The organism is Kitasatospora sp. NPDC093679, from assembly GCF_040683455.1.
GTDB lineage: Bacteria > Actinomycetota > Actinomycetes > Streptomycetales > Streptomycetaceae > Kitasatospora > Kitasatospora arboriphila.
This window is the reverse complement of the sequence record NZ_JBFBDW010000034.1, coordinates 48,233-74,372: the sequence shown is the minus strand read 5'-3', so window position 1 is coordinate 74,372 and position 26,140 is coordinate 48,233. Positions and strand designations below refer to the sequence as shown.

Annotated in this window: 23 protein-coding genes and 1 tRNA gene; 8 read left to right on the top strand and 16 right to left on the bottom strand. The window is 74.5% G+C overall.

The window, feature by feature from the left end:
• The first annotated feature begins 123 nt into the window (after positions 1 to 123).
• Positions 124 to 1,356 carry an acyl-CoA dehydrogenase family protein gene (locus AB0O09_RS25460; RefSeq protein WP_363544765.1) on the top strand — a complete coding sequence of 411 codons (1,233 nt, stop codon included), beginning with the start codon at positions 124 to 126 and terminating at the stop codon, positions 1,354 to 1,356.
• 27 nt (positions 1,357 to 1,383) lie between these two features.
• Here the strand turns inward: AB0O09_RS25460 and AB0O09_RS25455 are convergent, their stop codons facing one another.
• The 3 genes from AB0O09_RS25455 to AB0O09_RS25445 all read right to left on the bottom strand — a co-directional run bounded on the left by AB0O09_RS25455 (position 1,384) and on the right by AB0O09_RS25445 (position 3,296).
• Positions 1,384 to 2,166, bottom strand: coding sequence for an enoyl-CoA hydratase/isomerase family protein (locus tag AB0O09_RS25455; protein ID WP_363544762.1), 783 nt, complete (start codon positions 2,164 to 2,166; stop codon positions 1,384 to 1,386).
• Positions 2,167 to 2,197: 31 nt separating this feature from the next.
• On the bottom strand, positions 2,198 to 2,617 hold the full coding sequence (locus tag AB0O09_RS25450; RefSeq protein WP_363544759.1) for a RidA family protein: 420 nt from the start codon (positions 2,615 to 2,617) through the stop codon (positions 2,198 to 2,200).
• A 115-nt stretch (positions 2,618 to 2,732) separates the two neighbouring features.
• Positions 2,733 to 3,296, bottom strand: coding sequence for a GNAT family protein (locus AB0O09_RS25445; RefSeq protein ID WP_363544756.1), 564 nt, complete (start codon positions 3,294 to 3,296; stop codon positions 2,733 to 2,735).
• A gap of 85 nt (positions 3,297 to 3,381) precedes the next feature.
• On the opposite strand from AB0O09_RS25445, the gene AB0O09_RS25440 reads away from it, so the two are divergent.
• Positions 3,382 to 3,987: a TetR/AcrR family transcriptional regulator gene (locus AB0O09_RS25440; protein WP_363544753.1), complete on the top strand. Its 606-nt coding sequence runs from the start codon at positions 3,382 to 3,384 to the stop codon at positions 3,985 to 3,987.
• A 58-nt stretch (positions 3,988 to 4,045) separates the two neighbouring features.
• Here AB0O09_RS25440 and AB0O09_RS25435 read toward each other — a convergent pair.
• Positions 4,046 to 4,121, bottom strand: a tRNA-Arg gene (locus AB0O09_RS25435).
• A 639-nt stretch (positions 4,122 to 4,760) separates the two neighbouring features.
• On the opposite strand from AB0O09_RS25435, the gene ssb reads away from it, so the two are divergent.
• From ssb to AB0O09_RS25410, 5 genes are all read left to right on the top strand, one after another.
• Positions 4,761 to 5,351, top strand: a complete 591-nt coding sequence (gene ssb, locus AB0O09_RS25430; RefSeq protein WP_363544750.1) for a single-stranded DNA-binding protein — start codon at positions 4,761 to 4,763, stop codon at positions 5,349 to 5,351.
• 330 nt (positions 5,352 to 5,681) lie between these two features.
• Positions 5,682 to 7,076 carry a Cys-Gln thioester bond-forming surface protein gene (locus AB0O09_RS25425; RefSeq protein ID WP_363544747.1) on the top strand — a complete coding sequence of 465 codons (1,395 nt, stop codon included), beginning with the start codon at positions 5,682 to 5,684 and terminating at the stop codon, positions 7,074 to 7,076.
• Between the two features lie 287 nt (positions 7,077 to 7,363).
• On the top strand, positions 7,364 to 9,028 hold the full coding sequence (gene ettA, locus AB0O09_RS25420) for an energy-dependent translational throttle protein EttA (RefSeq protein WP_030266199.1): 1,665 nt from the start codon (positions 7,364 to 7,366) through the stop codon (positions 9,026 to 9,028).
• A 132-nt stretch (positions 9,029 to 9,160) separates the two neighbouring features.
• On the top strand, positions 9,161 to 9,607 hold the full coding sequence (locus tag AB0O09_RS25415) for a thioesterase family protein (protein ID WP_344627034.1): 447 nt from the start codon (positions 9,161 to 9,163) through the stop codon (positions 9,605 to 9,607).
• Between the two features lie 19 nt (positions 9,608 to 9,626).
• A complete protein-coding gene (locus tag AB0O09_RS25410) occupies positions 9,627 to 10,337 on the top strand; it encodes a hypothetical protein (protein ID WP_363544742.1) in 711 nt (236 codons plus the stop codon).
• 21 nt (positions 10,338 to 10,358) lie between these two features.
• Here the strand turns inward: AB0O09_RS25410 and AB0O09_RS25405 are convergent, their stop codons facing one another.
• The 10 genes from AB0O09_RS25405 to AB0O09_RS25360 form a co-directional block, all read right to left on the bottom strand.
• Positions 10,359 to 10,763, bottom strand: coding sequence for a globin (locus AB0O09_RS25405; RefSeq protein WP_344627036.1), 405 nt, complete (start codon positions 10,761 to 10,763; stop codon positions 10,359 to 10,361).
• 101 nt (positions 10,764 to 10,864) lie between these two features.
• The gene (locus AB0O09_RS25400) at positions 10,865 to 12,001 is read right to left on the bottom strand and encodes an ABC transporter permease (protein WP_359986729.1); all 1,137 of its coding nucleotides are present in this window, start codon (positions 11,999 to 12,001) and stop codon (positions 10,865 to 10,867) included.
• Positions 11,998 to 12,927, bottom strand: a complete 930-nt coding sequence (locus tag AB0O09_RS25395) for an ABC transporter ATP-binding protein (protein ID WP_363544739.1) — start codon at positions 12,925 to 12,927, stop codon at positions 11,998 to 12,000. The genes AB0O09_RS25400 and AB0O09_RS25395 overlap by 4 nt, the downstream gene beginning before the upstream one ends.
• A 99-nt stretch (positions 12,928 to 13,026) precedes the next feature.
• On the bottom strand, positions 13,027 to 14,316 hold the full coding sequence (locus AB0O09_RS25390; RefSeq protein ID WP_363544736.1) for an FHA domain-containing protein: 1,290 nt from the start codon (positions 14,314 to 14,316) through the stop codon (positions 13,027 to 13,029).
• A gap of 43 nt (positions 14,317 to 14,359) precedes the next feature.
• Positions 14,360 to 15,691 (bottom strand): VWA domain-containing protein, encoded by a 1,332-nt coding sequence (locus tag AB0O09_RS25385; protein ID WP_363544733.1) that lies wholly within the window; start codon positions 15,689 to 15,691, stop codon positions 14,360 to 14,362.
• A gap of 146 nt (positions 15,692 to 15,837) precedes the next feature.
• A complete protein-coding gene (locus AB0O09_RS25380) occupies positions 15,838 to 17,076 on the bottom strand; it encodes a PP2C family serine/threonine-protein phosphatase (protein ID WP_363544730.1) in 1,239 nt (412 codons plus the stop codon).
• A 3-nt stretch (positions 17,077 to 17,079) separates the two neighbouring features.
• Positions 17,080 to 19,539: a tetratricopeptide repeat protein gene (locus AB0O09_RS25375; RefSeq protein ID WP_363544727.1), complete on the bottom strand. Its 2,460-nt coding sequence runs from the start codon at positions 19,537 to 19,539 to the stop codon at positions 17,080 to 17,082.
• Positions 19,532 to 20,965, bottom strand: a complete 1,434-nt coding sequence (locus AB0O09_RS25370; protein WP_363544800.1) for a hypothetical protein — start codon at positions 20,963 to 20,965, stop codon at positions 19,532 to 19,534. The genes AB0O09_RS25375 and AB0O09_RS25370 overlap by 8 nt, the downstream gene beginning before the upstream one ends.
• 174 nt (positions 20,966 to 21,139) lie before the next feature.
• On the bottom strand, positions 21,140 to 22,108 hold the full coding sequence (locus AB0O09_RS25365; protein ID WP_363544725.1) for a glutamate ABC transporter substrate-binding protein: 969 nt from the start codon (positions 22,106 to 22,108) through the stop codon (positions 21,140 to 21,142).
• A gap of 11 nt (positions 22,109 to 22,119) precedes the next feature.
• Positions 22,120 to 23,490, bottom strand: coding sequence for a CHASE3 domain-containing protein (locus AB0O09_RS25360; protein WP_363544723.1), 1,371 nt, complete (start codon positions 23,488 to 23,490; stop codon positions 22,120 to 22,122).
• A 267-nt stretch (positions 23,491 to 23,757) separates the two neighbouring features.
• Between AB0O09_RS25360 and AB0O09_RS25355 the strand changes: the two genes are divergently transcribed.
• The gene (locus AB0O09_RS25355) at positions 23,758 to 24,342 is read left to right on the top strand and encodes a nucleosidase (RefSeq protein ID WP_363544721.1); all 585 of its coding nucleotides are present in this window, start codon (positions 23,758 to 23,760) and stop codon (positions 24,340 to 24,342) included.
• 72 nt (positions 24,343 to 24,414) lie between these two features.
• On the opposite strand, the gene AB0O09_RS25350 is transcribed toward AB0O09_RS25355, so the two are convergent.
• Together AB0O09_RS25350 and AB0O09_RS25345 are read right to left on the bottom strand one after the other, a co-directional pair.
• The gene (locus AB0O09_RS25350; RefSeq protein WP_344625701.1) at positions 24,415 to 24,837 is read right to left on the bottom strand and encodes a hypothetical protein; all 423 of its coding nucleotides are present in this window, start codon (positions 24,835 to 24,837) and stop codon (positions 24,415 to 24,417) included.
• 268 nt (positions 24,838 to 25,105) lie between these two features.
• Positions 25,106 to 26,122: a BadF/BadG/BcrA/BcrD ATPase family protein gene (locus tag AB0O09_RS25345; protein ID WP_363544717.1), complete on the bottom strand. Its 1,017-nt coding sequence runs from the start codon at positions 26,120 to 26,122 to the stop codon at positions 25,106 to 25,108.
• Positions 26,123 to 26,140 lie beyond the last annotated feature (18 nt).

Here is a 26,140-nt window from a genome sequence, read left to right as displayed (position 1 = left end):
GGTCGGGCGTTGACATCGCTACCAATGAGTAGCAGACTCCCTCGATGTTACCCGAGGTAACACCCTGTTGCGGCGCCGCCGCCCCTCCTTCCCCCTGTGCACGCTGCTGCGGAGGCCTTCCCGATGAGCACCTTCTCCCTGGACCCCGGACCGGACCAGATCGCCGTCCGCGACTGGCTGCACGGCTTCGCCGCCGACGTGATCCGACCGGCGGCCGCCGAGTGGGACGAGCGCGAGGAGACCCCCTGGCCGATCATCCAGGAGGCCGCCAAGGTCGGCATCTACTCCCTGGACTTCTACGCCCAGCAGTACTTCGACCCCTCCGGCGTCGGCATCCCGATCGCCATGGAGGAGCTCTTCTGGGGCGACGCCGGCATCGGCCTGGCGATCGTCGGCACCACGCTCGCCGCCGTCGCCGTGCTCGCCAACGGCACCGACGAGCAGATCGGCACCTGGGCCCCGCAGATGTTCGGCACCCCCGACGACGTCAAGGTCGCCGCGTTCTGCTCCTCCGAGCCCGACGCCGGCTCCGACGTCTCCGCCCTGCGCACCCGCGCCGTCTACGACGAGGCCAAGGACGAGTGGGTGCTGAACGGCACCAAGACCTGGGCCACCAACGGCGGCATCGCCGACGTCCACGTCGTCGTCGCCACCGTCGACCCGGCCCTCGGCGCCCGCGGCCAGGCCTCCTTCGTCGTCCCGCCCGGCACCCCCGGCCTCTCCCAGGGCCAGAAGTTCAAGAAGCACGGCATCCGCGCCTCGCACACCGCCGAGGTCGTCGTCGACGGCGTCCGGGTGCCCGGCCACTGCCTGCTCGGCGGCAAGGAGAAGCTCGACGAGCGGCTCGCCAGGGCCCGCGAGCGCGCCGCCGGCGGCGCCGGTTCCGCCAAGGGCAAGAACGCCGCGATGGCCACCTTCGAGGCCTCCCGCCCCGCGGTCGGCGCCCAGGCTGTCGGCATTGCCCGGGCCGCCTACGAGGTCGCCCTCGACTACGCGAAGACCCGGGTGCAGTTCGGCCGCCCGATCATCGACAACCAGGGCGTCGCCTTCCAGCTCGCCGACATGAAGACCCGGATCGACGCCGCCCGGCTGCTGGTCTGGCGGGCCTCCTGGATGGCCGCCACCAACCAGCCCTTCCACAACGCCGAGGGCTCGATGTCCAAGCTCTACGCCGGCGAGACCGCGAAGTGGGTCACCTCGCAGGCCATGCAGATCCTGGGCGGCAACGGCTTCACCCGCGAGTACCCCGTCGAGCGGATGCACCGCGACAGCGCGATCTACACCGTCTTCGAGGGCACCAGCGAGATCCAGCGCCTGGTCATCTCCCGCGCCATCTCGGGGGTGCCGATCCGCTGACCCGGGCGGCGGCGCCGGGCCCCGGCCTCAGAACCGGGGCTCGCGCCGCTCCAGGAAGGCGGCCAGCCCCTCCCGGACGTCCGGCGCCTCACGGGACTTGCGCTCCCACGGCGCCACCGCCGCGGCCGCCTCCTGCGCCGGCACCGACAGCGCCGCCTTCACCGCGCCGATCGTCTGCGGCGAGCGCTTCGCCAGCAGGCCGGCGAACTCCCGTGCCCGCACGTCCAGTTCGGTGGCCGGCAGCACCTCGTCCACCAGTCCGAACCGCTCCGCCCGCTCCGCGGTCACCAACTCGCCCGAGAACAGCAGGTACTTGGCCCGCGCCGGCCCCACCAGCGAGGCGAGCCGCACCGTCGGCACCGACGGGTACACCACGCCCAGCTTCGCCGGGGTGATGCCGAACCGCGCGTCGTGCGCCGCGAACCGCAGGTCGCAGGCGACCGCCAACTGGCAGCCCCCGCCCACACAGGCGCCGTGCACCACCGCGAGCGTCGGGTGCGGGAAGGCGGCCAGCGCCTCCTCCGCCGCCACGTTGTCCGCGTGGTACGCGTCCGCGCGGGCCGGATCGCCGTACACCTCGGACAGTTCGCCGATGTCCGCGCCCGCGCAGAACGTCCGCGCCGCACCCGTCACCAGCAGCGCCCGCACGCCCGGCTGCGCCGCGATCAGCCCCAGCACCCCCGGCAGACCCCGCCACATCGCCAGCGTCATCGCGTTGCGCCGCTCCGGCCGGTCCAGCGCCAGCGTGGCCACTGGGCCGTCGACTTCCGCACGCAGCCCGGCGACGCCGGTGTCGAGCACGTGGACCATCACTGCCTCCGGGGACGGGTCGGGACGCCCCTCACCCTTCCACAGCGGCGTCCTCGCGGACCACGGCGGTCACTGTGATCTCCACCAACTGGCCGGTGTAGCCGAGGCAGGCCACGCCGAGCAGCGTCGACGTGTGCGGGCCGTCGGCCAGGCCGGAGGCGTTCACCACGTCCCACACCTCGGAGAGCGGCCCGGGCTCCGGCGAGACCACGTAGACCGTGCTGGCCACCACGTCGGCGAGGGTGCTGCCGGCGTGCCGCAGCGCCTCCTGGAGGTTGGCCAGCACCTGGCGGGCCTGCGCCGGGCCGTCACCGGGACCGACCAGCTTCCCGTCCGCGTCCAGCGGCACCCCGCCGGCCAGGAACACCAGGCGGGTGCCGGGCTCCACCACCGCCGTGTGCGCGTAGCCGGGCGGCGGGAAGAGGCTCGGGACGATGCTGCGCTGGACCATGCGAAAGCTCCTCGGGCTCGGCGCCGGCATCGGCCGACCCCCGATCGTCCGTCGGCGGAGCAGTCGCTGTCACCCGGTTTTCGGCCGGTCCGGCCGGGCGGGTCCGCGGGCCGGGTCACCCGGGCTGCGCGCCCTCGCCGGCCCGCCACTCGCGGGCCAGCACCGACCACACCTCGTAGTCCTGCCGCACCCCGTTGTGCAGCACGTGCTCGCGCATCGTGCCGTCGTGGTGCATGCCCATCCGCTGCGCCACCGCCCGGCTGCGCGCATTGCCGCTGCTGTTCCACCACTCGACCTTGTGCAGCCCGCGCTCGACCAGGGCGTAGTCGATCAGCCGGCGGACGGCGGCACTGATCAGCCCCCGGCCCTCACCGTCCTTTTCCGTCCACGCACCGATTTCGCAGACCCCGGTGGCGGCGTCGAAGCGCACGAACATCACGCCGCCGACCAGCCTGCCGCCGAGCCGGATTCCGAAGATCCGGCCGGTGTCCGCGGCCTGCCGATCGGCATATCCCTGCAGCGTCGCCCGGGCCGATTCGAGATCGGTGGAGCGGGTGGCCCACGGTATCCACGGGTCGGTGTTGCCCCGGGCGCGCTCCATGTGCTCGAAGAATTCCACGGCCTGCCACGGCTCCAGCGGGGCCAGCTCGGCATCATCGGCGAGCGGTACGGCGTACACGGCGGTCGTCCCTCCGGTCGGCGGCGACCGGCGGCGGATCGCGCCACCGGTACGTAACAAACGTTTGGTAGGTACCATAGCGCGCATGACGCCAGCCCGTGGGGACCACGACGCCCGCCGCCGAGACGTCTCCGAGGCGGTCTGGCGGGTGCTCGCCGACCGCGGCTTCGGCGGGCTCACCCTGCGCGCCGTGGCCGCCGAGATGGGCGCCAGCACCGGGCTGCTCACCCACTACTTCCCCAACAAGCGCGCCCTGGTGGCCCATGCGCTGGAGGTGCTGGACCGGCGGACGGCGGCCCGGCCGCGCCCCGCGGCGGAGAGCGCCGCACCCGCCGGCGGCCTGCCCATGCTGCGCGCCGTCCTGCTGGACGTGCTGCCGCTGGACGCCGCGGGCGCCGCCGACAACCGGATCTGGGTCGGCTCCTGGGACGCCGCGCTGGCGGACGACGGGCTGGCCGGCGAGCACGCCGGGCGCTACCGGAGGTCCCGCGAGCGGATGGCCGAACTCGCCGCCGAGGCCCAGCGACTGGGCGAACTACCGCCCGGGCCGGCGCCGCAGGACGTCGCGGCCGCCGCGCAGTCCTTCGTCCTGGGGCTGGTGGTGCAGGCGCTGTTCGCCCCGGAGGAGTTCCCGGCGGAGCGCCAGATCGCGCTGCTGGACGGGTACCTCGCGGGCGTGGCCGCGGGCTGACCGCCCGCGCGGACGCTGCCGCGCTCCGCGCCCCGTGCCCGGCCGGGGCCGGTGTGGCTGGCGCCCCCAGCAGGATTCGAACCTGCGACCTACCGCTTAGAAGGCGGGTGCTCTATCCGCTGAGCTATGGGGGCATGGGTGGCGCGGCCCGGAGGCTGCCGACCTGGGCGGCGGCGGCCTGCGGGCGTTCGGGCGGTGCCCGCGCGGGGCTCCTGGGTACGGCGGGGTGGGGTGGGGCCTCGGCCCGTCCGGCACGGGACGCCCGGGACAGGATAAGGGTGACCGCATCCTCCGCCGGGCCTTCCGGCGCCGCGTCGGGTGTGTCGGCCTCGGCGGAGCGGTCCGATAATCGCAGGTGACGGCCGGACGTGCAGCGGTCTGAGGGGATCTGGACCCGGACGTTGTGCAGTCGTTACGGGGCTGCCTCCCCACCTGTTATGGATTCGGCGTGTGAATCGTCCGGCGGTCCGCGCGGTGGGGGTCGGATTTGGGTTACTTCGGTTGGATGACCTGGCCGGAAGCGGACGGCGGCCACCCGTTAGGGGCCCGGTGGGCGGCGTGGACCGGGCACGGTGTTGTCATGACCTCGCGGGATGGGTCGTTCCCGGAACCTGGAATTCCTGTTCATATTCACTCGGCCGAGTGGCCGCGGTTTTCCACAGTCGAGGGTTTTCCACAGGTTTCCGCGAGGCCGCCCGGAAATTCCGCCGGTGCGACAGCATCCGGGTGCGAGCGATTCGGCTCGGACATTTTCCGCCCGGAGGGGAGTTCCCGTGAATGAGACCCTGGTGACGATCGTCGGCAATGTCGCGTCGACGGTCACGTACGCGCAGACGCCGGCCGGCGTGCCGGTGGCCAACTTCCGGATGGCCACCACCGAGCGCCGCTTCGACCGCGGCACCGGCGACTGGGTCGACGGCGAGACGAGCTGGGTGACGGTGGTGGCCTGGCGATGGCTCGCGACCAATCTGGTGAGCTCGGTGAACAAGGGCGATCCGGTGGTCGTCAGCGGCCGGCTGCGGGTCCGGGAGTGGGGCGAGGAGGACCGCCGCCGGACGTCGGTGGAGATCGACGCCCGGTCGGTGGGCCACGACCTCTCCCGCGGCACCTCCGCCTTCCGGTGGGCCGTCCGCGGACGGTCCGACCGGGAGAAGGGCGGTTCGGATGCGCTCGGTCCCTCCGGCGGCCGACGGGCGGGTGATCCTGCGCCGGTCGGCGAGGCGGTGCCGGAGTGGATCGTCGCCGCGGTGGAGACCCGGCGGGCGGCCGAGCGGGCTACTGCGGGAGCACCTGCGGCAGTTGGCACGGTGTCACCGCCGGTGCTCGCGGGTGCCGCGGGCGGCCCGGGCATCGAGGCCGGCTGACGGGCCGCGATCCCGTCCGCCGCGGCCCGGTCGAAGGATCGACAGGGGCGCCGCAAGGATGGTCCGATGACGATCCGTGGGATCTGGTGAAGCGTCAACCAAAACGGTTGTCCGACGGCTTGATAACGGAACGGCAACGGAACTGTCCTGGTTCAGTACAACTGTGGGAAGTGTCTCAACCCTCAATATGATGCGTCGGGTCCACACATGTGCAGCGGTGTCACAGGGGGCACCGCTTTGCAGGGCGGGCTGCCATCGGCAGAGCCCGGCCCGGAGGGATCACTCATGTTCCACAGCCAGAAGCGGGCTGTCTCCCGCATAGGTACTGTCATGCTCGCGACCGGCATCGCCGTGGCGAGCGGCCTGTCGTTCGCCGGCGCGGCGTCGGCCGACAGCGGCGCGGGCATCACCGCGACGATCCAGCCGACCATGGTCAGCGGGGCCGTCGACACCGGTGGCGGCCACGTGATCCAGGGCGGTCTTTTCACGCTGAAGACGGATGACGGCAAGCTCATCCAGACGTACTGCATCGACATCGACCACGGCGTCAAAATCAAGGACGCGGTCAAGTACCAGGAGTCGAACTGGGCCTCCAGCTCGCTCGGCGCCCCGGGCAAGGAGGAGGCCGCGGGCAAGATCCGCTGGATCCTCGAGCACTCCTACCCGAAGCTCTCCCTCGACGCGGTGAAGGCCGCCGTCGGCATCAAGGGCCAGTTCACCAAGGAGGACGCGGCGGCCGGCACCCAGGCCGCGATCTGGCGCTTCTCCGACAACAAGACCGGGGCCACCCCGGTCGACGCCGAGGCCAAGCAGCTCACCGAGTACCTGGCGGGCAGCAACAACACCGGCCTGAAGGAGGAGCCGGCGCCCTCGCTGGACCTCGACCCGGCGTCCGTGAACGGCAAGTCGGGCAGCAAGCTCGGCCCGTTCACCCTCAACAGCAGCGCCTCGACGGTCAAGCTGGCGCTCTCCGGCGACACCTCCGGCGGCAAGGTCAAGCTGGTCGACAAGGACGGCAAGGCCGTCTCCGACCTCAAGGGCCCGATCGCCAAGGACACCAAGCTGTTCCTGGACGTCCCCGCGGGCACCGCGGCCGGCTCCGCCACCGTCAAGGCCTCCGCCACCACCTCCGTGTCCACCGGCCGCGTGTTCCTCAGCGTCGGCTACACCCCGGAGAAGCACAGCCAGACCATGATCCTGGCCGGCTCCGAGGTGCTGAGCGTCGCCAAGACCGCCAAGGCTGCCTGGACGCAGGCCAAGGGCCCGCTGCTCGAGGCCACCTCCAAGGTCGACTGCACCAAGAACGGCGTCCAGGTCACCGTCACCAACAACGGTGACGAGCAGGCCACCGTGACGATCACCCCGGGCAAGTCCGTCACCGTCGGTGCCGGCAAGACCGAGACCGTGCTCGTCCCGGTCGCCGAGGACGCCACCTACGACATCAAGGTGAGCGGCCCGAACCTGAACGAGGAGTTCAAGGGCATCCTCGACTGCAAGACCACCAGCACCACCGGTGGTACCACCGGCGGCACCACGGGTGGCACCACCACCGGCGGTACGACCGGCGGCAGCACCGGCTCGACCACCGGCGGCAGCCTGGCCAGCACCGGTGGCGGCAGCCACACCGGCATGATCGCCGGCATCGCGGGCCTGCTCGTCGCCGCCGGCGGTGGCGCGGTGTTCGCCCTGCGCCGCCGCGGCCGCCACGGTCGCTCCGCGGCCTGAACCCTCCCGGGTGCGGGCCGTCCCCACGGCAGCGGCACCCGCGGTACGACCCCGGGGTGAGACCCGGGTCGTGACACCGGGCCCGGCCCCGTCCTCCGACACCGGAGGGCGGGGCCGTCGCCTTTCCCGCCCGGAGCCCTGCCCGAGGTCCCGGGAGGACGACCCGCCCGCGGCCCGCGCTCCGGGGCCCGGCCGTGTGACCGGCGGGAGTTCGGGCGGTGCCGTGCGGTGCGGCACAATGGAAGGCTGCAAGCCGAATACACCCGACGACGCCGGAGCGATCTCACGTGGCGGAATACATCTACACCATGCGCAAGGTGCGCAAGGCACACGGCGACAAGGTCATCCTTGACGACGTGACGCTCTCCTTCCTCCCCGGAGCGAAGATCGGCGTCGTCGGCCCCAACGGCGCCGGTAAGTCCACGGTGCTGAAGATGATGGCCGGGCTGGAGCAGCCGTCCAACGGCGACGCCTTCCTCTCGCCGGGCTACACCGTCGGCATGCTCCTCCAGGAGCCCCCGCTCGACGAGTCCAAGACGGTCCTGGAGAACGTCCAGGACGGCGTCAAGGAGGTCAAGGGCAAGCTCGACCGGTTCAACGAGATCGCCGAGCTGATGGCGACCGACTACTCGGACGCGCTGCTCGAGGAGATGGGCCGCCTCCAGGAGGACCTGGACCACGCCAACGCCTGGGACCTCGACGCCCAGCTGGAGCAGGCCATGGACGCTCTGGGCTGCCCGCCCGGCGACTGGCCGGTCACCAAGCTCTCCGGTGGTGAGAAGCGCCGCGTCGCGCTCTGCAAGCTGCTGCTGGAGGCCCCCGACCTGCTGCTCCTCGACGAGCCCACCAACCACCTCGACGCCGAGTCGGTGAACTGGTTGGAGCAGCACCTGGCCAAGTACGCCGGCACCGTCGTCGCGGTCACCCACGACCGGTACTTCCTCGACAACGTCGCCCAGTGGATCCTGGAGCTCGACCGGGGCCGCGCGTTCCCGTACGAGGGCAACTACTCCACCTACCTGGAGACCAAGCAGACCCGTCTCAAGGTCGAGGGCCAGAAGGACGCCAAGCGCGCCAAGCGGCTCAAGGAAGAGCTGGAGTGGGTCCGCTCCAACGCCAAGGGCCGCCAGGCCAAGTCGAAGGCCCGCCTCGCCCGCTACGAGGAGATGGCCGCCGAGGCCGACAAGATGCGGAAGCTGGACTTCGAGGAGATCCAGATCCCGCCGGGCCCGCGTCTGGGCAGCGTCGTCGTCGAGGTGGACAACCTCTCCAAGGGCTTCGGCGAGAAGCTCCTGATCGACGACCTGAGCTTCACCCTGCCGCGCAACGGCATCGTCGGCGTGATCGGCCCGAACGGCGCCGGCAAGACCACGCTCTTCAAGATGCTGCAGGGCCTGGAGACCCCGGACGACGGCAAGGTCAAGGTCGGCGAGACCGTCAAGATCAGCTACGTCGACCAGAACCGCGCCAACATCGACCCGAAGAAGACCCTGTGGGAGGTCGTCTCCGACGGCCTCGACTGGATCAACGTCGGCCAGGTCGAGATGCCGTCCCGCGCCTACGTCTCGGCGTTCGGCTTCAAGGGCCCGGACCAGCAGAAGCCGGCCGGCGTGCTCTCCGGCGGTGAGCGCAACCGCCTCAACCTGGCGCTCACCCTCAAGCAGGGCGGCAACCTGCTGCTCCTCGACGAGCCCACCAACGACCTGGACGTCGAGACGCTCTCCTCGCTGGAGAACGCGCTGCTCGACTTCCCGGGCTGCGCCGTGGTCATCTCCCACGACCGCTGGTTCCTGGACCGGGTCGCCACCCACATCCTCGCCTACGAGGGCGACAGCAAGTGGTTCTGGTTCGAGGGCAACTTCGAGTCCTACGAGAAGAACAAGATCGAGCGGCTCGGCCCGGACGCCGCCCGTCCGCACCGCGCCACCTACAAGAAGCTGACCCGCGGCTGACCGTCCCCGCGACGACAGCCGCCGGCAACGCCGGTGCAACAAGGGCCGGGCAGGCTGCCCCTCGGGGCGGCCGGCCCGGCCACCCGCCCGCGGTCCGGCCGCGGGCGACCCGGAAGTCTGAGGAGATCCTTCGTGGCACGCCACATCTACGCCTGCCCCCTGCGGTGGTCCGACATGGACGCCTTCGGCCACGTCAACAACGTGGTCTTCCTGCGCTACCTGGAGGAGGCCCGGATCGACTTCATGTTCACCCAGGCCGCCGAGGCCGGTGCGGGGGAGTTCGCGGGCGGCTCGGTGGTGGCGCGCCACGAGATCGAGTACAAGAAGCCGCTGGTGCACCGCCCCGCCCCGGTGACGATCGAGACCTGGGTCACCAAGATCGGCGGCGCCTCGCTCACCGTGTCCTACGAGATCAAGGACACCGCGGCGGACGGCACCGAGACGGTCTACGTCAAGGCGTCCACCGTCGTCGTCCCCTACGACCTGGCCGAGGGCCGGCCGCGCCGGATCAGCCCCGTCGAGCGGGAGTTCCTCTCCCGCTTCATGGACGCCGTGCCCGCCGCCGTGGCCGTGGCCTGAGCCGGGCGGTACCAGCGACGTGAGCAGCATCCCCGTGACAGGTCGGCCCGCCGGACTCCTCCTCGCCGAGAGCGGCGGGGCGGCGGACCTCGCCGCGTTCCTGCGCCGGCTGCTGCGCTTCGACCGCGCCGCCGCCGTCCGCCTGCAGGCCGTGCCCGGCCCGGAGTCCGGCGGCGTCCTGGCGGTGTTCGGCCGGCTCCCGCTCGGCACCGCCGGGGTGATCGCCGTCCGCACCGCGCGCCTGGCCGGTCCGACGGCCGGGACGGACACCACCGTCTCCGCCGGGCAGCTGCTGGAGGCCGTGGACGCGGAGGTCGGCAGCGTCGTGGTGCCGCCGGCGGTCACCGGCCCGGCGTGGGCCGGTCTGCTGCCGCCCCGCACCGGCTGGCGGCTGATCGCCGAGCCGCGGGCCTTCGAGGTGCTGCCCGAGGTGTCCGCCGCGGTCGGCGAGTTCCGCCGGCGCAGCGAGGAGGTCCCGGAGCACCACCGTTCGCGGCAGGTGCTGGACGCGCTGGCCGACGAGATCTGGTCGCGTCCGCTGGGTGCGGTGCCGGAGCTTCCGCTGCGCGCCGCGCACGCGGCCTACGTGATCGGCTTCCTGCGGCCCGCGGTGCCGCTGACGGTGCACCGTGCGGGCGGCTGGCTGCGGTTGAGCGCGCCGGCCGGTTCGGTCGCCGTCCGCAGCGCGGCCGCGCCGGGCGCGGGCCTGGGCCTGAGCCCGCTGCGCTGAGGCGGCGCGGCCGGCCCCCGCTCAGCCCGCGGTGTTGATCATCGAGGCGGCGGCGTAGGTCAGGTAGTCCCAGAGCTGGCGCTCGGCGTCCTCGGGCAGGTCCAGCTCGTCGAGGGCGGTGCGCATGTGCCGCAGCCAGGCGTCGTGGGCGGCGCGGTCCACCTTGAACGGGGCGTGGCGCATCCGCAGCCTCGGGTGGCCGCGCTCCTCGCTGTACGTCCGGGGCCCGCCCCAGTACTGCATGAGGAAGAGGGCGAAGCGCTCCTCGGCCGGGCCGAGGTCCTCCTCGGGGTACATCGGCCGCAGCAGCTCGTCCGTGGCGACGCCCTGGTAGAAGCGGTGCACCAGCCGGCGGAAGGTGGCCTCGCCGCCGACCGCGTCGAAGAAGGTCTCCTCGGAAAGCGTGCTCTGCGGGATCTCGTTCACCCGACCATGGTCGCAGACGGCCGCGGGGGCCGTACACCGGTCTTCCGGCCTACGACCCCCGCCGCCCCGGGCACGGCCCGGGGCGTTGCGTCACCCACCGACTACACGTCGTCCCAGTTGAAGAAGCGCCAGGCGATCAGGCAGAGCACGGCCGAGAAGGCCAGCAGTCCGCCCATCGCCGGCAGCGCGTCCATGACGCCGCCGCCGCGGCTGAGCACCGACTGCGAGGCGGTGACCAGGTAGCGCAGCGGGAAGACCTTGGAGACGGTCTGCAGCCAGCCCGGGCTGCCGTCGAGCGGGATGAACGCGCCGCCGAGGAAGGACATCGGCAGGATGATCAGCTGGTTGATGCCGTTCGCCGCCTCCTCGGTCTTGGCGAGTCCGCCGGTGAGCAGGCCGATCGACATGAAGGCGATGGTGGCGCAGAGCACCAGCGGGACGATCAGCCACCAGTTGCCGCTGAGCTTCAGCCCGAAGAACGGCGTGGTGGCGATCGTCAGGAAGATCGCCGTCTGGGCGAGGGCGATCACGCAGTTCACCGCGACCCGGGCGCCGATCACCGCCGGGATGGAGACCGGGGCGAGCCGCAGCCTGCGCAGCACCCGCTTGGTGCGCCAGTTGATCAGGGTGAAGGAGGCGCCGTAGACCGCGCCGGAGGCGATGGCCCAGCCGAGCAGGCCCGGGGTGAGGTACTGGATCGGCTTGAGCGACTGGTCCTCGACCTGGACGGAGGCCATGGTGAACGCCGGCGGCTTGCCGGACGCGGCCTGGTTGGCGGCCTTCACCAGGTTGTCCACGATCGCCTGGACGCTGCCGGCCTTGACCGGGTCGGCGGCGCTGTGGCGGACCACCACCTGGCCGTTCGGGCCCTGCTCGACGAGGGCGTCGATGTCTCCCTTGCGGACCTTCTCCAGGGCGGCGGCCTCGTCGTCGATCTTCGTGACGGTGAGGACCTTCTCCAGTTCCTTGCGGTCCTCGCCCTGCACGGAGTCGAGCACCTGGACGGCGCCGACCTGGGCGACCTTCACGTGCGGGGCGCCCGCGCTCTTGAAGAGCGTGCCGAACATCAGCAGGAAGATCAGCGGCATCAGCAGGGTGAAGAAGAGCGCGCCGCGGTCGCGCACGAAGCCCAGCAGCATGACCCGGGCGAGTCCGACGAAGGCGCTGGCGCGTTCCGGCGCCTCGGGGGCCGGGGCGGCCGGCTCGCGCTCGGTCGCGGTGGGGGCGGTCGCGGTCATGCCCGGTACTCCCGTCCGGTCAGGCGGAGGAAGACGTCCTCCAGGGTGGCGCCGCGGACCTCCAGGCCGCGCAGCGCGTTCTGCTCGGCGAGCACCGACAGCACCGGTGCCGGGACGCGGGTCGACACCGACAGCGAGACGCCGTCGTCCTCCAGGCCGGCCAGTTCGGCGCCGGCCGCGGTGAACAGCTCGCGGGCGGTGTCGGCGGCGAGCAGCCCGGACTCGACGCTGATCCGGACGGTGTCGTCGATCTCCCGGACGAGTGCGGCCGGTGCGCCGGTCTTGAGCACCTTGCCGTGGTCCATCACGGACACCCGGTCGCAGAGCACCTCGGCCTCGTCGAGGTAGTGGGTGGTGAGGACGACGGTGCGGCCCTCGGCGTTGATGTCGCGCAGCAGGTCCCAGAGGTTGCGGCGGGCCTGCGGGTCGAGACCGGTGGTGGGCTCGTCCAGGAAGACGAGCTCCGGGTCGTGGACGAGCGCGCAGGCGATGGACAGGCGCTGCGCCTGGCCGCCGGACATCCTCTCGGTCTGGACGGCGGCGGAGTCGGCCAGGCCGACCTTGTCCAGCATGGCGTCGGCCCGCTTCGGGCCCACGCCGTAGAACGAGGCGAAGGTGCGGATCGTCTCGCGGGCGGTCAGCCGGTTGAAGAAGGACGACGCCTGGAACTGCACGCCGATGCGCGGCAGCAGTGCGGTGTTGCGCGGCCAGGGCTTGAGCCCCAGCAGTTCGACGCGGCCCTCGTCGGGCTCGCGGATCCCCTCCAGGATCTCCAGAGTGGTGGTCTTGCCGGCCCCGTTCGGCCCGAGAATCCCGTAGAACTCGCCCGCCTCGACGGTGAGTGACACACCGTCGACGGCCTGGACGTCCCCGTACCGCTTCCGTATTCCGTCGGCGGATATAGCTGCAGTCATGGTGCATGACATTAGGGGGTTCCGTGTCGGTGCGGTGGTGGTTACCAGGCAAAACCCCGGGAAAACCCGTCGGGCGGGGCCGGTTGGCGACCGGCCCCGCCCGACGGTCCGTCAGGCGCGGTGCAGCGTGATGGTCGTCCAGGCGCCGACGTGGATCCGGTCGCCGTCGTTCAGCGGGATCGCGGTGTGCGGCGGCACCGGGTCGGCGCCGCCGTTCATGGTGGTGCCGTTGGTCGAGTCCTGGTCCACCAGCACCCAGCTGCCGTCGGGCTGCTCGGCGAGCATGGCGTGCAGGTGCGAGGCGCCCGGGTCCTCCGGCGGCACCGACAGGTCGATCTCCGGCACGGTGCCGCGCTGCTGGCTGCGCCGGCCGATCCGCAGCTGGCCGCGGCCGGTCAGCGGGATGCGCCGCTCGGGGCAGTACGGCGGGAAGAACAGCCCCGACGCGTCCGGGCCGCTGCGCGCCATCATGTCGGCGAAGTAGTCCCGGTCGGCGCTGACCACCGCGATCCACTGGGTGCGGACCGGCGGGGGCGGCGGGGCGGCCGGACCGGCGCCGGGGTGGCCCTGCGGACCGTGCGGGCCCGGCTGGCCGTGCGGCGCCTGCTGGCCCGGCCCGGGCGGGGCCAGCCGGAAGGACGTCCCGAAACCGTCGCTGCCCGGGCCGCCGGCGGGGTCGGCGTAGACCGGACCCGTCCGCTCGTAGCCGTCGGGCTCGGCGAACGGCGCCGGGGCCGGCCGGTCGAAGCCCTGCTTCTCCAGGCTGGGCGGCTGGTAGCCGGACGGCGCGGGCGCCGGGGCACCGGCCGGCGGCGGGTAGCCGTAACCGCCGCGCGGCGCGGCCGGCGGGGGCGGCGGCGGAGCCGTGGGCGGGGCCGCCGGGGGCGGGGTGGGCGTCTGCGGCCGCTGCGGCGCGGACAGGTCGTAGTCGTAGCCGCACTCCTCGCAGTACCGGCCGGTCTGCGGGCTGCGGCAGATCGGGCAGGTCACCAGGCCCGCGGTGATGTCCGGGCCGCCGTGCGACGGCTGGCCGTGGCCGTGGCCGTGACCGGGGCCGTGGCCGCCGCCGCCGATGGACAGCCCGCCGAGGCCGCCGCGGCGCTCGTAGGGCGGCTCCTCGTAGGGCGGCTGCCCGTACCCGGAGTCGCGGCCGGCCGGCTCGTAGGGAGGCCGCTCGTAGCCGCCCTGGCCGCCGTACGCCGGACCGCCCGGGGGCGGCCCCGGCGGGGCGGAGGCGGGCGGGGGCGGCGGGTAGCCGGACCCGGCGGGGGCGCCGAACGGCGAGCCCTGGGCCGGCGGGGCGCCCGGGACGGCCAGACCGGGCGGCGGAGTCATCGGGAAGCCGCAGAAGTCGCACCAGTCCTCGGCCTGCGACTCATGGCCCCTAGGGCAGATCGGCATCAAATCCCCCACATCAGCAGGTCCGGCCCAGGGAATCGGCCGGTCATCTCTTCACTCGCACGGTCTTGGTCGACCGGGTCTCGAGTGTCATCGAGTCGGCCTCGCTCACGTTCTTACGGAATCGAACCGTACCCTCCTTCGGATCCACCACGTCGACCACCTTCTCCAGCAGACGGAACGTGCCGTCGTTGCCGGTCACGTGGGCGAGCCGGACGGCCGCGCCCAGCTTGGCGGTGGCCCGGTCGACGTCCCCGGCGCGGTGGGCTGCGAGGCCCTCCTGGATGGACGCGGCCAGCTCGGCCTGGCCGGTGTAGTGGGCCACCTGCTGGTTGATCCGGGTGGAGGAGGCCAGGTCGTCGGTCCACACGGCCCGGACGAGGCCCTGGGAGAGCGTCTCGGCGGTGCCGTCGGGCCGCGGCAGCACCAGGCTGACGCGGGCGGCCAGCATCTCGTCGCCGACGGCGGCGGCCGGCACCTCGATGCAGACGTGGTAGTCGCGGCTCTCGTCGCCCCAGGAGCCGGTCGGGTAGTCGCCGGCCCGGGGGCCGGTGTCGGTGCGGCGGCCGGTGAGGTCCTCGACCGAGGGCGCGACCTGCTTGACGTACTTCACCACGGCGTTGGCCGGGGTCCAGATCCGCAGTGCGACGTCCGCGACCTGCTTGCCCATGGCGGCGGACATCATCGCCCGGAAGTCGTCCGCCAGGCCGGAGGGCTCGGCGACGATGTCGACGGTGCCGAGCAGCGCGGAGGAGATCCGGCGCAGCTCGTCGACCTCCCAGTCGGTGCCGACGCCGCGGCAGTCGGCGGTGAAGTACCCGGCGGCCCGCTCCAGGACGGCCTGCAGCTCGGCGGGCTTTTCGTGCTCGTTGCGCCCGTCGGTGAGCAGGATGCCGTGCCGGATGGAGCGCTCCGGGCGGCTCTCGAAGAGCCGCCGGGCGAGGGCCAGCCAGGTGCCGATGGCGGTGCCGCCCATCGGGGTGAGCTTGCGCAGGGCCGTCCTGGCGGCGGCCCGGGTGGACGGGTCGGCGACCGCCAGCTCGCCGCCGCCCGGGTAGACCTCGGCGGCCTCGTGGGTGCCGGCCACCACGGCGAAGGCGACGCCGTCGCGCAGGGTGTCGATCGCAGCGGCGGTCGCCTCGCGGGCGTTGCGCATCTTGGAGGCCGGGTAGTCCATCGAGCCGGAGCAGTCGATCATGATCACCACGGCGGCGTCGCCGCCGTCGGCGGAGGCGGGCAGCCGTCCGCCGGCGGTGCCGCCGCCCGTGGCGGTGACGGTCACGATCGCGTTGACCTCGCGGGCGCCCTCGGCGAGGTACTCGTTCTGGAAGATGTCGACGTCGAATCGGGGCGCGTTCGGCTTGGCCAGACTTGCCATGGGCTGAGGGCTCCTGTCGAGCGGGCGGGCGGTCCGGTGGGGTCGTCGTGCGGTGGTCGGGTCCTCGTGCGGGCGTGCGGGGCCGCGCCGGTGCGGGCGCGGCGGCGAGGCGCGCCGGCCCGCGGCGCGCCCGGGTGCGGCCGTCCTCAGTCGAGCGGTGCCGGGGCTGGCGGGAAGGGCGGCATCGGAGGTGCGGGCGGCGCCGGGGGCGGCCCGTCCGGCAGGGTGGCGTCGTGTCCCTGCGGTGCGGGGGCCGCCTCGGCGGCGGGCCGCTGCACGGGCAGGTCGAGCAGGGTGGGCTCGTGCTCGGGCTCGCCCGGGGTGATCGGCAGCACCGCGACGGTGATGTTGTCGTGCCCGCCCGCGGTGACCGCGAAGTCGACCAGGGAACGGGCGGCGGCCAGCGGCTGTGTCCGGGCGTCGGCGCGGACGAAGAAGGCCAGGTCGGTGGCGGCCTCCGCGTAGTTCCACAGGCCGTCGGTGCAGATCAGCACCACGCCGGGCACGTGGGGGGTGAAGGCGACGGTGTGCGGCAGGAGCTCCTCGGCGTCGGCGCCGAGCCAGCCGGTGATGGCGTGCGCCCGCGGGTCGGCGTACGCCTCGGCCTCGTCCATCAGCCCGGCGGCCACCATCCGGGCGGCCCAGGAGTCGTCCTCGGTGAGCCGGTAGGGCTCGGCCGACTCGCGGTCGTCCGGGATCCAGTAGGCGCGGGTGTCGCCGACCCAGCCGATGGTGACCAGGCCGTCCGCCGCGATGGCGCTGACGTAGGTGCAGGCGGGCGCGTTGAGTCCGCCGTCCGGCCGGGCGCGGTTCTTGTCGTCGTAGGCGAGCTCGGTGACGGCCCGGGCGGCGTCGGCGATCGCGCGGCGCATCGCGGCGGTCGGGTCGTCGCCGCGTTCCAGCGAGCTGAGCAGCGACTCGGAGGCGGCGTCCACGGCGGTCGCGGAGGCCTCGTCCGGGCGGGCGGAAGAGGAGACGCCGTCGCAGACCACGGCGACGACGGCGGGCCGGCCGCCGGGCAGCGAGGTGCCGGCGACGGTGAAGGCGTCCTCGTTGCGGTGGTGGCGCAGGCCGCGGTCGCTGACGCCGGCGACGCCGGCCATGGCCCGCTCCTGGTGGTCCCGCGGCCGCGGCTGCGCCTTGCCGCAGGACTCGCAGTACCCGTCGGGGGCGAGGCCGGTGGCTCCGCAGTGCGCGCAGGCGCCCGCGGCCGGCCCGGCCGGCTGGAGGTCGGGCACGGTCGCTCCGGGCCCCCGGACGTCGGTCACCACCCGGGCCCCGGCGGGTGCGGCGGGCTCGGCGGTGCTGTGTCCGCACGCGCCGCAGTAGGCGTCGTCCGGGGCCAGCGGCTCGGCACAGCTCGGGCACACGGTCTGCTGCGGCATTGCTCACACCCACGTCCGTGGACGGGCACGGTTGGCCCGTTCCACCATCTCGATCCTCGTTCCGGCCCGGTCGGACAACCGTGCCAACACCCGGTAGGAGTGCTCCAGGGCGAAGCGCAGTTCCCGTTCGCCGGCAGGATGTCCGAGCACTTCGTAGGCCGGGTCCGCGCTGCCCGCGGCGGCCGCTGCGGAGCTGCCCGGGCGGCCCGCGACGACCCAGCCGAGGGCGGCGTCCAGCAGCTCGACGGAGAGCTCCTCGTGCCGCCGGGCGTCCAGACCGAGCGCGGTGATCTGCTCGGAGCAGCGCACCAGGTCGGGGCCGAGCGGGTCGGTCGCCGGACGGTCGCTCAGTCGGGCGCGGACGGCGGCGATCCGTGCCGCGGTGTGGTGCGCGGAGGCCTCCGGCACCGCCTCCAGGGCGGCGACCGCGCCGGCCCGGTCGCCGGCCGCGAGTCGGACCCGGGCCAGCCCGAAGGCGGCGCCGACGTAGCTGCGGTCGGTGGTGGCGACCAGGCGGTGGAACTCGGCGGCGTCCTCGCCGTTGCCGAGCAGTTCGGCGCAGAGGGCGAGGGCCAGCTTGGGCGCGGCCTCGCCGGGGAACGCGTCGTACATCGCGTCGAAGGCCTCGGCGGCGGCCCCGGCGCGGCCGGCGGCGAGGGCGGTGAGGCCGCGGTACCAGACGGCCCGCCAGTCCCCGGGGTGGTCCCGCTCGACGGCGTCGAGGTCGCGTGCGGCGGCCTCCGGGTCGCCGAGTTCCAGGTGGGCGCGCAGGGCCCGCAGGCGCAGTTCCAGCGAGGGCGCGGGGGCGGTGGCGAGTGCGGCCAGCGCCTCGCCGGGGGCGGTGCCGGCCAGGGCGGCGAGGAAGCCCGCGTTCGGGTCGGCGGTGTCCACCCGGGGCACCGGCAGGGCGAGGGCGGCGGCGGCCGGGTCCGGCGGGCCGGCGGCGGGGTCGGTGTCGAGCACCCGGACCTCGGGCCCGAACAGCGTGGAGAGCGCGGGCCGCGGCCGGCCGTCCTGCAGGGCGAGCACCTCGCGCAGGACGCCGGTGAGCTGGTCGGCCATCTCCTCGGCGGAGCCGAAGCGGCGGGCCGGGTCCGGGTCGGTGGCCCTGACGAGCAGTCGGTAGTACGACTCGTAGGCGGCGAACAGCGGGGCCTCGTCGGGGCCGGGCAGGTCGTGCCGGTGGGTGGTGTCGTAGCCGCGGAAGTCGAGGCTGAGCACGGCCAGGGTGCGGGCCACGGTGTAGAGGTCGGAGGCGGGTGACGGTCCGTCGGTGGCGATCTCGGGCGCCTGGTAGCCGACGGTGCCGTAGATCGGACCGTCGTCGTCGAGGCGCCGGACGGCGCCCATGTCGATGATCTTGAGCGAGTCCTCGCTCTGGATCACGTTGTCGATCTTGAAGTCGCAGTACACCAGCCCGCGGGCGTGCAGGTGGCCGAGCGCCGGCAGCGCCTCCAGCGCGTACGCGATCGCCTGCTCGACCGGCAGCGGGTCGCGCCGGCCGTCCGGGGTGCGGCGCTCGTTGGCGATGTCCTTGAGCGACTTGCCGCCGACGTACTCCATCACGATGTAGCCGTCGGTGGCGCCCGTCCGCAGGTCGGGGTGCTCGGCGAAGTTGATGATGCGGACGATGTTCGGGTGGTCCACCTCGGCGAGGAAGCGCCGTTCGGCGAGCGCGACCGCCAGCGCATCCTCGTCACCGGTGTCCAGCAGGCCCTTGAGGACCACCCACTTGTCGCTGACCCGGCGGTCGACCGCCAGGTAGATCCAGCCGAGCCCGCCGTGCGCCAGGCAGCCCACCACCTCGTACTGGCCGCCGACCAGGTCGCCGCGGCGCAGCTTGGGCGTGAACGAGTAGCCCGTGCCGCACTTGGTGCAGAAGCCCTCCGGGCGGCCCGGCTGCTCGCCCTTGGACCGGCCGACCGGCGCGTCGCACCTGGAGCAGAACCGCTTGCGCTCCGGCACCTCCGGGTCCTCCAGCACGGCCGCGGACGGGTCGGGCCGCGGTACCGCGGGCACCGTCACCAGGCCGGCGCCCAGGTTGCCGCGGCGGCCCGTCCCGGCGGTGCCGCCGCTGCTGCGCACCGAGACCGAGCGCCCGGTGCCCGTCCGGGCGGAGCGGTGCGAGCGGGATCGGCCGGACATCGTCCGCGAGGAGCCGGTGCGGGACGAGCCGGCGCGCGCGGAGTCGGGGGAGACCCTGGCCCCGGGCACCCGCGGTGCGCCGGCCTCGGCGGCCAGCCCGCACTCGTCGCAGTAGCCGTCCGCGTCGACGGTGCCCGGGCAGTCCCGGGTGCACCGCCCCGGCGCCGCGCCGGTCGCGGCCGGTGCGGCCGCCGTGCCCGCCGCCCCCGCGGCCCGTCCGGTGCCCGCCGCGGCGGCCAGGCCGCACTCGTCGCAGTAGCCGTCCGCGTCGATCACACCGCTGCCGGAGCACTCCGGCCGCGTGCACGCCTCACCCATCGCTGTCCCCGCCCCCTTCGAACTCCCCCGCCGGCCGGGTGTCCTGCACCGCCGGGGCCTGGTGGTCCTGCCCGTTCCCGCCGTCCGCGACACCCGGACCGTCCGCGACACCCGGACCGTCCGCGACACCCGGACCGGCCGGCAGCGCCGGCGCCGGCCGTACCGCCTGCTGGAAGCGGGCGACCGCCTCCGCGGCGGCGCGCAGGTCGCACGGCGCGCTCCACAGCAGCCAGCGCGCCTTCTCGAACCGCTCGACGACCTCCGGGTCCTCGGTGATCCGCAGCCGCGCCGCCATCGCCCTGTACGCCTCCAGCCGCCCCCGCAGCTCGGCCCGCACCGCCAGCGGCTGGGCCACTTCGGTCAGCGAGTGCCGGGCCCGGGCGAGCTCCTTGGCGGCCGCGTCCTCCAGCGCGTCCAGCAGCGGCCCCAGCCGGTACCACTGGCCGCCGTGCTGGAGTTCCACGGCCTGGCCGATCCGCTCACGGAGCGCCGAGGCCGGGCCCGGCACGGCCGGCACCTCGGTCGCGGCGATCTTCGCCAGCACCTCGCCGCGGGCCCGCCGGGCCTCGGCGAGCGTGGCGTCCGCCCGTTGCAGCAGGTCGGCGACCTGCTGCAGCCGCTCGTGCGACTCGTCGCGCAGCCGCAGCAGCCCCTCCAGCTCCACCCGGACGTCGTCCAGCGCCCGGCCCGCCCGGTCGAAGCGGGCGGTGTCGACCACCCCGGAGACCGTGCCGGCCGTCATCGCGGCCGCGGCCGGCCCGTCCTCGGCGCGCTGCGCGGGCACCCGGGCGGGCCGCCACAGCGCCAGCGGGTCCGAGACCACCTCGGTGCGCTGCGCCGCCAGGTCCCCGGCCAGTTCGGCGAGGTCGTCCGCGAGCGGGTGGCCCCCCGGCCGCACGCCGACCGACAGCGCCAGCATCTGCACCCGGTGCAGTTCGGCGAGCAGCAGGTCGATCCGGGCGGGCAGCGCCGACCAGACCGCGTCCGCGGCGGCGACCACCTCCAGCACCGTCGCGTACCAGGCGTTCATCCGCTCCAGCAGGTCGGCGAGGCTGATCCGTTCGACCAGCCGGGCCGGTGCGCCGAGCCGGGCGCCGCCGTCCGGCAGCTGCCCGCCGGAGACGGTGACCGAGGCCCCGCCGAGCAGTTCGCCGAGCTCCGCCAGTTCGGCGGAGCCGGGCCGGTTGCGGCGCGAGCGGACGGCGCGCGCCGAGGCCAGCGCCTCCGAGTAGCGGTCGAACAGCGACCACAGCACGGACAGGCCCTGCCCGGCGACGGACCACCGCTCCCGGGTGCGCCCGGTGAGGGCGGCCCCCTCCAGCAGCCGGCGGCCCGGATGGTCCTGCAGGTCGAGCAGCGCCGCCTCCACGGCGTCGCGCTCGGCGCCCAGCCGCGCGAGTGCGCGGTCCACCTCCTCCCGGCTCATCGCCGGGCCGGCAGTTCCTGCCAACGGTCCTTCCTCTCCGGTGCGGTCGCCCGGTGCCGGTGCGGCACCTCCCGCGCCCTGCGGCGCGGCCCCCGGTGACGGTGCTTCGTGTGACGGGGCGACGGGTGACGGGACGGTCGGTCGACGGGACGACCGGGTGACGGGGTGACGAGACTACGGCAGGTACGGTGCGGCGGAGGCACCCATGGTGGGCGCCAGCCAGCGCGCGTAGCTGCGCTGCCACCCCCCGCCCGCGCGGTACTCCGCCAGCACCTGGTTCACCCAGGCCACCAGGTCGGGCGCCGACTTGTTGACCGCCACCCCCATGTAGGCGTCCGAGATGCTCTCGTCGAGCACCTGCACGGTCGGGTCCTGCGCGGCCTGCGCGGCGGCCAGCGAACCGTCGGTGAGGGTGGTGTCGACCTGGCCGAGCTGCATCAGCACCAGGCAGTCCAGCTGGTTCTCCACCACCCGCACCGCGCTGGTGCCGCGCGGGTCCCGCTTCAGCTCCGCCTCCGAGGAGGACTGCGCGGCCACGCAGGCCCGCCGCCCCTTGAAGGCCGCGGCCAGCGAGGTCACCCCGGCCGCCCGTGGCACCACCACCTGCTGGCCGGTGCGGAAGTACGGGGCGGAGAAGGCCACGTCCTTCAGCCGCTCGCAGGTGATGGTCATGGTGCGGGTGATCAGGTCCACCTCGCCGTTCTTGACCGCCTCGATCCGGCGGGCGGTGGGCACCGTCCGGAAGGTGATCTTCTCCGGGTCGCCCAGCAGCGAGGCCGCGATCGCGTGCGCCAGGTCGATGTCGAAGCCCTCGATCCGGCCCGTCCGCGAATTGCGGAAGCCCCAGTTGAAGCTGTTCTGGTCGACGCCGACGACCAGTGAGCCGCGCTGCCGGATCCGCCGGACCGCCGCCCCGTTCGGGTCCTCGGCGGGCGGCGCGCTCTTGGTCACGTCGCAGTCCGCGGCCGGTGCCAGCGCGGGCGCGGCAGCGGCCGCCGGGGCCGTTCGCACCGCCGCGGGCGCGGCCGGGGCCGCGAGGCCGCCGGCGAGCAGCCCGGCGGCCACCGCGAGCGCCGCCGCGGCCGCCGCTCCGGCCGTGATGCCCGCCCGCCTGCCGCGGGCCGTCCTCGTGCGCTCCGTCATCCCCCGCCCCCTCACCGGTACTCGGCCAGTCGGCGGCCGATGCCCCTGACCACGCCCGCCGCCGCCAGGACGGCCAGCACGGCCGCCCCTGCGGCGAGCGCCTCGTACCCGCCGGCCACGCCGGAGGTCTTCGCACCGAAGCGGTCCTGCTCGGCCGTGCCCGCGGCGGCCAGCTGCCGGTCCATCGCGGCCCAGGCGGCCTCGGTGGTGGTGTCCGAGGCGACCGCCACGGTCGCCCGCAGCGCCGCCTCGTAGTCGCCGGCCCGGTCGCTGGCGGCGGCCGCGTCGTGCCGGGAGTCCCACTGCGCGAACTGCTTGCGGGCCTCGTCCAGCCGGTGCTCCGCCTCGCCCGCGGGGGCGAGGGCGGCCGCCCGGTCCAGGGTGCCGCCGCCGGCCCGGCCGCCGCCCGGCGTCGGTGCGCCGCCGAGCGACCCGGTGACCGTCTGCCAGCGCTTGCCGTAGCCGTCGCTCGCCCCGCGGGCGACCAGGTTGAGGTTCTCCGCGGCGCGGGCCTGCAGGGCCTCCGTCCGGGCCTGGCCGAGCACCCGCAGCGGCTCGGCGCCCCCGGTGCGGCCCGCGGTCAGCGAGGCGGAGGCGACCGCGCCGCCCACCGCCAGCCACAGCACCGCGGCCAGCACCGCCGCGGAGGCCGCCACCAGGCCCGGGTTGAACACCCGGTTGGTCCGGCGGAACAGCAGCACCTGGTACCCGCCGAGCGCGGCCAGCGCGGCCAGCCCCAGCAGCAGCGCCGCCACGGGCATCGCCCCGGCCGCGTCGAAGTCCTCGTCGAGCTGCCCCGACTCGGCGGCGACCAGCTGCTGCGCGGACGGCAGCATGGTGTTCTGCATCAGCCCCGAGGCGTACCGCAGGTAGGCGCCGCCGAGCGGCAGACCGAGCCGGTTGTCGGCCCGGGCGGTCTCCACCAGGCCAGCGTACTGGGGGAGTTGGCGGCTCAGGTCGTCGATGCGCTGCTGCGCCTCGGAGTTGGCGGCCGTCCGGGCGGCGGCCCGGGTGAGCAGTTCGCCGGCGGTGGCGAGGTCGTCCTCGTACCGCTTGCGCAGCTCGGCCGGTTCGTCGCCGGCGAGCAGGAAGCCGCCGGCCGCGGTGGTGTCGGCGTCGGCGAGGGAGCGGTAGATCTCGGCCGCGTCCCGGCTGAGCGGCTGGCTGTGCCCGACCACCCGGTCGGTGGCCCCCGCCCGCCGGTCGGCCTGCCAGGCCGCCGTCCCCCCGAACAGCAGCACCAGCGCGACCAGTGCGGCGCCGGCCAGCCGCAGCCGGCCCGGCGGGGTGTCCGCCGCGCGCCGCAGTGCGGCCAGCCGCTCGCCGGCGTCCTGCAGCCCGGGCAGCCGTGCCGCGGAGCCGCGCCCTGCCGGCTCCGGCAACGGCGCCGTGCCTTCGACGACCGCCGGTCCCGTCACCCGCCCCACCCCCTGTGTACCCCGTGTCCCCGTGCGTCCCGCGGGACGCCGGCCCCCTGATGCCAGCAGTATGGCCGCCGGATGTGACGACCACACGCGAGTTGTGCCGATCTTGAGATTGCGCCAATGGGCCGATCCGCCCGAACGCGGACGTTCCGTGCGCGCAGCGCCCGGCCGGCCGCTCCGAACCTCCCGCCCGGGGTGCCGCGGGGGCGGCCGTAGCATGGCGGCATGCGTCTGCTCGGCACCATCACCCCGGACCGTCCGCTGCTCGTCGTCGCCGTCCGGGAGGAGGCGGCCCACCTGGGCGAGCGCCTCCCCGTGCTGCTCACCGGCATCGGCAAGATCAACTCGACGGCCGCGCTGGCCACCGTGCTGGCCGGGGGGGTCCGGCCGGCCGAGGTGGTGAACCTCGGGACGGCGGGCGCACTGCGCCCCGGCCTGGCCGGCACCATGCACGAGGTCTCCCGGGTGCTGCAGCACGACATCGACACCCCGGTGCTGCGCGCGCTGACCGGCCGCAGCTACGGCGCGCCGATCACCCTCAACGAGGGCGTCGGCCCGACCCTGGCCACCGGCGACCTCTTCGTCTCGGACGGCGCGGCCCGCGACCGGCTCGCCGAGCGGGCCGACCTGGTCGACATGGAGGGCTACGCGATCGCCACCGTCGCCCGCCGGGCCGAGGTGCCGGTGCGGCTGGTCAAGTACGTCAGCGACGAGGCCGACGACGGCGCGGCGCACACCTGGCGCGAGTCGGTGGACGCCTGCGCGAAGATCCTCGCGGCCTGGGCGGACGAGCACCTCGGCGACCGCTGAGGCGCGCACCGCGCACACGGCGGAGGCCGGGACCGTTGCGGTCCCGGCCTCCGGCCGTTCGTGGCGGCGGGATCAGCCGGTGATCTGCACGCCGGTCAGCGCGGGCACGAACTGGTCCAGCTCGGAACGCCAGTAGCGGGCGACGTTCAGGCGGGTCGCCTTCTGCTCGCCGGGGAAGTGGAACTGCATCGAGCTCCACATCGCGGCCCGCTTCACCTCGGTGATCAGGGTGCGCGCCTGCTCCAGCGGTACCACGTGCACCAGCTCCTGCGGCCGGTTGCTCATCCGCGAGGCGCGGTGCACGACGACCACGCGCTCGGTGAGGGTGACGAAGTAGTACTTCACGAACAGCTGGCCGATCAGGCCGAGCTGGCTCATCAGCCACGGGCTCGGGCCGGTGACGGTGTGGAAGGTGACGACGGGCCGGTCGTTCGGCTCGATCGCCGCGATCGCCTCGGCGACCTGCTCCTGCATGGTGGACTTGCGGATCGCCATCTGGCGCTTCCCCCTGGGGATCGGGTGGGCGCCCCGTGGACGGGCGCCGTACGAAGCCGGGAGCGTAGCGTTCGTGGGACCGTCCTATCAACGTTCAAACCTCCGCACCCGCATTCTTGACCGGCCCTTGACCGGCCGGCCACCCGCGGGACACCGGTGGCCCGCCGCCCGTCCCGGGGTGTGCGGGCCCCGGGGCGGGCGGCGGGAGATCGGGCGCCCGGTGGCCGGGACGCGGCCGCGACCGGACGCCGGGGCGCCGGACGGCCGGTCAGGCGGCCGCCGGGTGCACCGGCTCGTAGGCGGCGCGCAGCCGCAGCTGCGCGCGGTCGTCGGCGCCGATCCGGTCGAGGCCGAGCAGGGCTGCGCCGAGGACGGGCGGTGCCACCACGATCCGCGGCTCGGCGAGCGGCGCGGCGACGGCCAGCCGGGCCGTCACGTTGTCGACCAGCAGCGGCAGCCGGGCGGCGAGCACGCCGCCGCCGAGCACCACCGGGACGGCCTCGTCCAGCAGGCCGAGCCGCCGCAGCGCGACGGTGGCGAAGCGGACGATCTCGTCGGCCTGCCGGTCGACCAGGCCGAGCGCCACCCGGTCGCCCGCCCCGGCGGCGGCGAAGAGCACCGGGACGAGCTCGTGCAGCCGCTCCGCGGCGATCTCGCCGAGGTGCATCCCCTCGGCCACGGCGGTGGCGGAGGGCCGCCCGAAGTGCGCGCCGATCGCCGCGGCGAGCCCGGTCGGCGCGCCCCGGCCGTCCTCGGCCCGGGTGGCGTGCCACATCGCCTCGGCGGCCAGTCCGCCGCCGCCGCCCCAGTCGCCGGTGAGCCGGCCGAGCGCGGGGAAGCGCGCGGTGCGCCCGTCCGGCAGCAGGCCCACGCAGTTGATGCCGGCGCCGCAGACCACGGCGACGCCGCGCGGGCCGTCGGTGCCGGCCCGCAGCAGGCCGAAGGTGTCGTTGGCGACGGCCGCGGTGGTGCCCCACCCGCGGGCCTCCAGGGCGGCGAGCAGCCGCTCCTCCTCGACCGGCAGGTCGGCGTTGGCGAGGCAGGCCGAGACGTGCGCGGCCACCGTGGCGCCGGGTCTCAGACCGGCCTGTGCGGCGACCGACTCGACCAGCGGGGCGAGGCCGCCGACGGCCTCGTCGGCGCCGTCGAGCTGCGGCTGGAAGCCGCCGCCGCGGGCGGAGCCGAGCACCGTGCCGTCGGCGGCGACCAGCGCCACGTCGGTCTTGCTGTTCCCGGCGTCGACGGCGAGGACGCCGGGGAGCGGGGCGTCGTGCTGGCGGTTCATCGGTTCTCCCCGGGGTGG

What these genes read in the sequence shown, in the direction of transcription:
- AB0O09_RS25460 (WP_363544765.1), top strand. Translation starts at nt 124, where the DNA reads ATGAGCACCTTCTCCCTGGACCCCGGACCGGACCAGATCGCCGTCCGC.
- AB0O09_RS25455 (WP_363544762.1), bottom strand. Translation starts at nt 2,166, where the DNA reads ATGGTCCACGTGCTCGACACCGGCGTCGCCGGGCTGCGTGCGGAAGTC.
- AB0O09_RS25450 (WP_363544759.1), bottom strand. Translation starts at nt 2,617, where the DNA reads ATGGTCCAGCGCAGCATCGTCCCGAGCCTCTTCCCGCCGCCCGGCTAC.
- AB0O09_RS25440 (WP_363544753.1), top strand. Translation starts at nt 3,382, where the DNA reads ATGACGCCAGCCCGTGGGGACCACGACGCCCGCCGCCGAGACGTCTCC.
- AB0O09_RS25425 (WP_363544747.1), top strand. Translation starts at nt 5,682, where the DNA reads ATGCTCGCGACCGGCATCGCCGTGGCGAGCGGCCTGTCGTTCGCCGGC.
- AB0O09_RS25400 (WP_359986729.1), bottom strand. Translation starts at nt 12,001, where the DNA reads ATGACCGCGACCGCCCCCACCGCGACCGAGCGCGAGCCGGCCGCCCCG.
- AB0O09_RS25395 (WP_363544739.1), bottom strand. Translation starts at nt 12,927, where the DNA reads ATGTCATGCACCATGACTGCAGCTATATCCGCCGACGGAATACGGAAG.
- AB0O09_RS25390 (WP_363544736.1), bottom strand. Translation starts at nt 14,316, where the DNA reads ATGCCGATCTGCCCTAGGGGCCATGAGTCGCAGGCCGAGGACTGGTGC.
- AB0O09_RS25385 (WP_363544733.1), bottom strand. Translation starts at nt 15,691, where the DNA reads ATGGCAAGTCTGGCCAAGCCGAACGCGCCCCGATTCGACGTCGACATC.
- AB0O09_RS25380 (WP_363544730.1), bottom strand. Translation starts at nt 17,076, where the DNA reads ATGCCGCAGCAGACCGTGTGCCCGAGCTGTGCCGAGCCGCTGGCCCCG.
- AB0O09_RS25375 (WP_363544727.1), bottom strand. Translation starts at nt 19,539, where the DNA reads ATGGGTGAGGCGTGCACGCGGCCGGAGTGCTCCGGCAGCGGTGTGATC.
- AB0O09_RS25370 (WP_363544800.1), bottom strand. Translation starts at nt 20,965, where the DNA reads ATGAGCCGGGAGGAGGTGGACCGCGCACTCGCGCGGCTGGGCGCCGAG.
- AB0O09_RS25365 (WP_363544725.1), bottom strand. Translation starts at nt 22,108, where the DNA reads ATGACGGAGCGCACGAGGACGGCCCGCGGCAGGCGGGCGGGCATCACG.
- AB0O09_RS25355 (WP_363544721.1), top strand. Translation starts at nt 23,758, where the DNA reads ATGCGTCTGCTCGGCACCATCACCCCGGACCGTCCGCTGCTCGTCGTC.
- AB0O09_RS25350 (WP_344625701.1), bottom strand. Translation starts at nt 24,837, where the DNA reads ATGGCGATCCGCAAGTCCACCATGCAGGAGCAGGTCGCCGAGGCGATC.
- AB0O09_RS25345 (WP_363544717.1), bottom strand. Translation starts at nt 26,122, where the DNA reads ATGAACCGCCAGCACGACGCCCCGCTCCCCGGCGTCCTCGCCGTCGAC.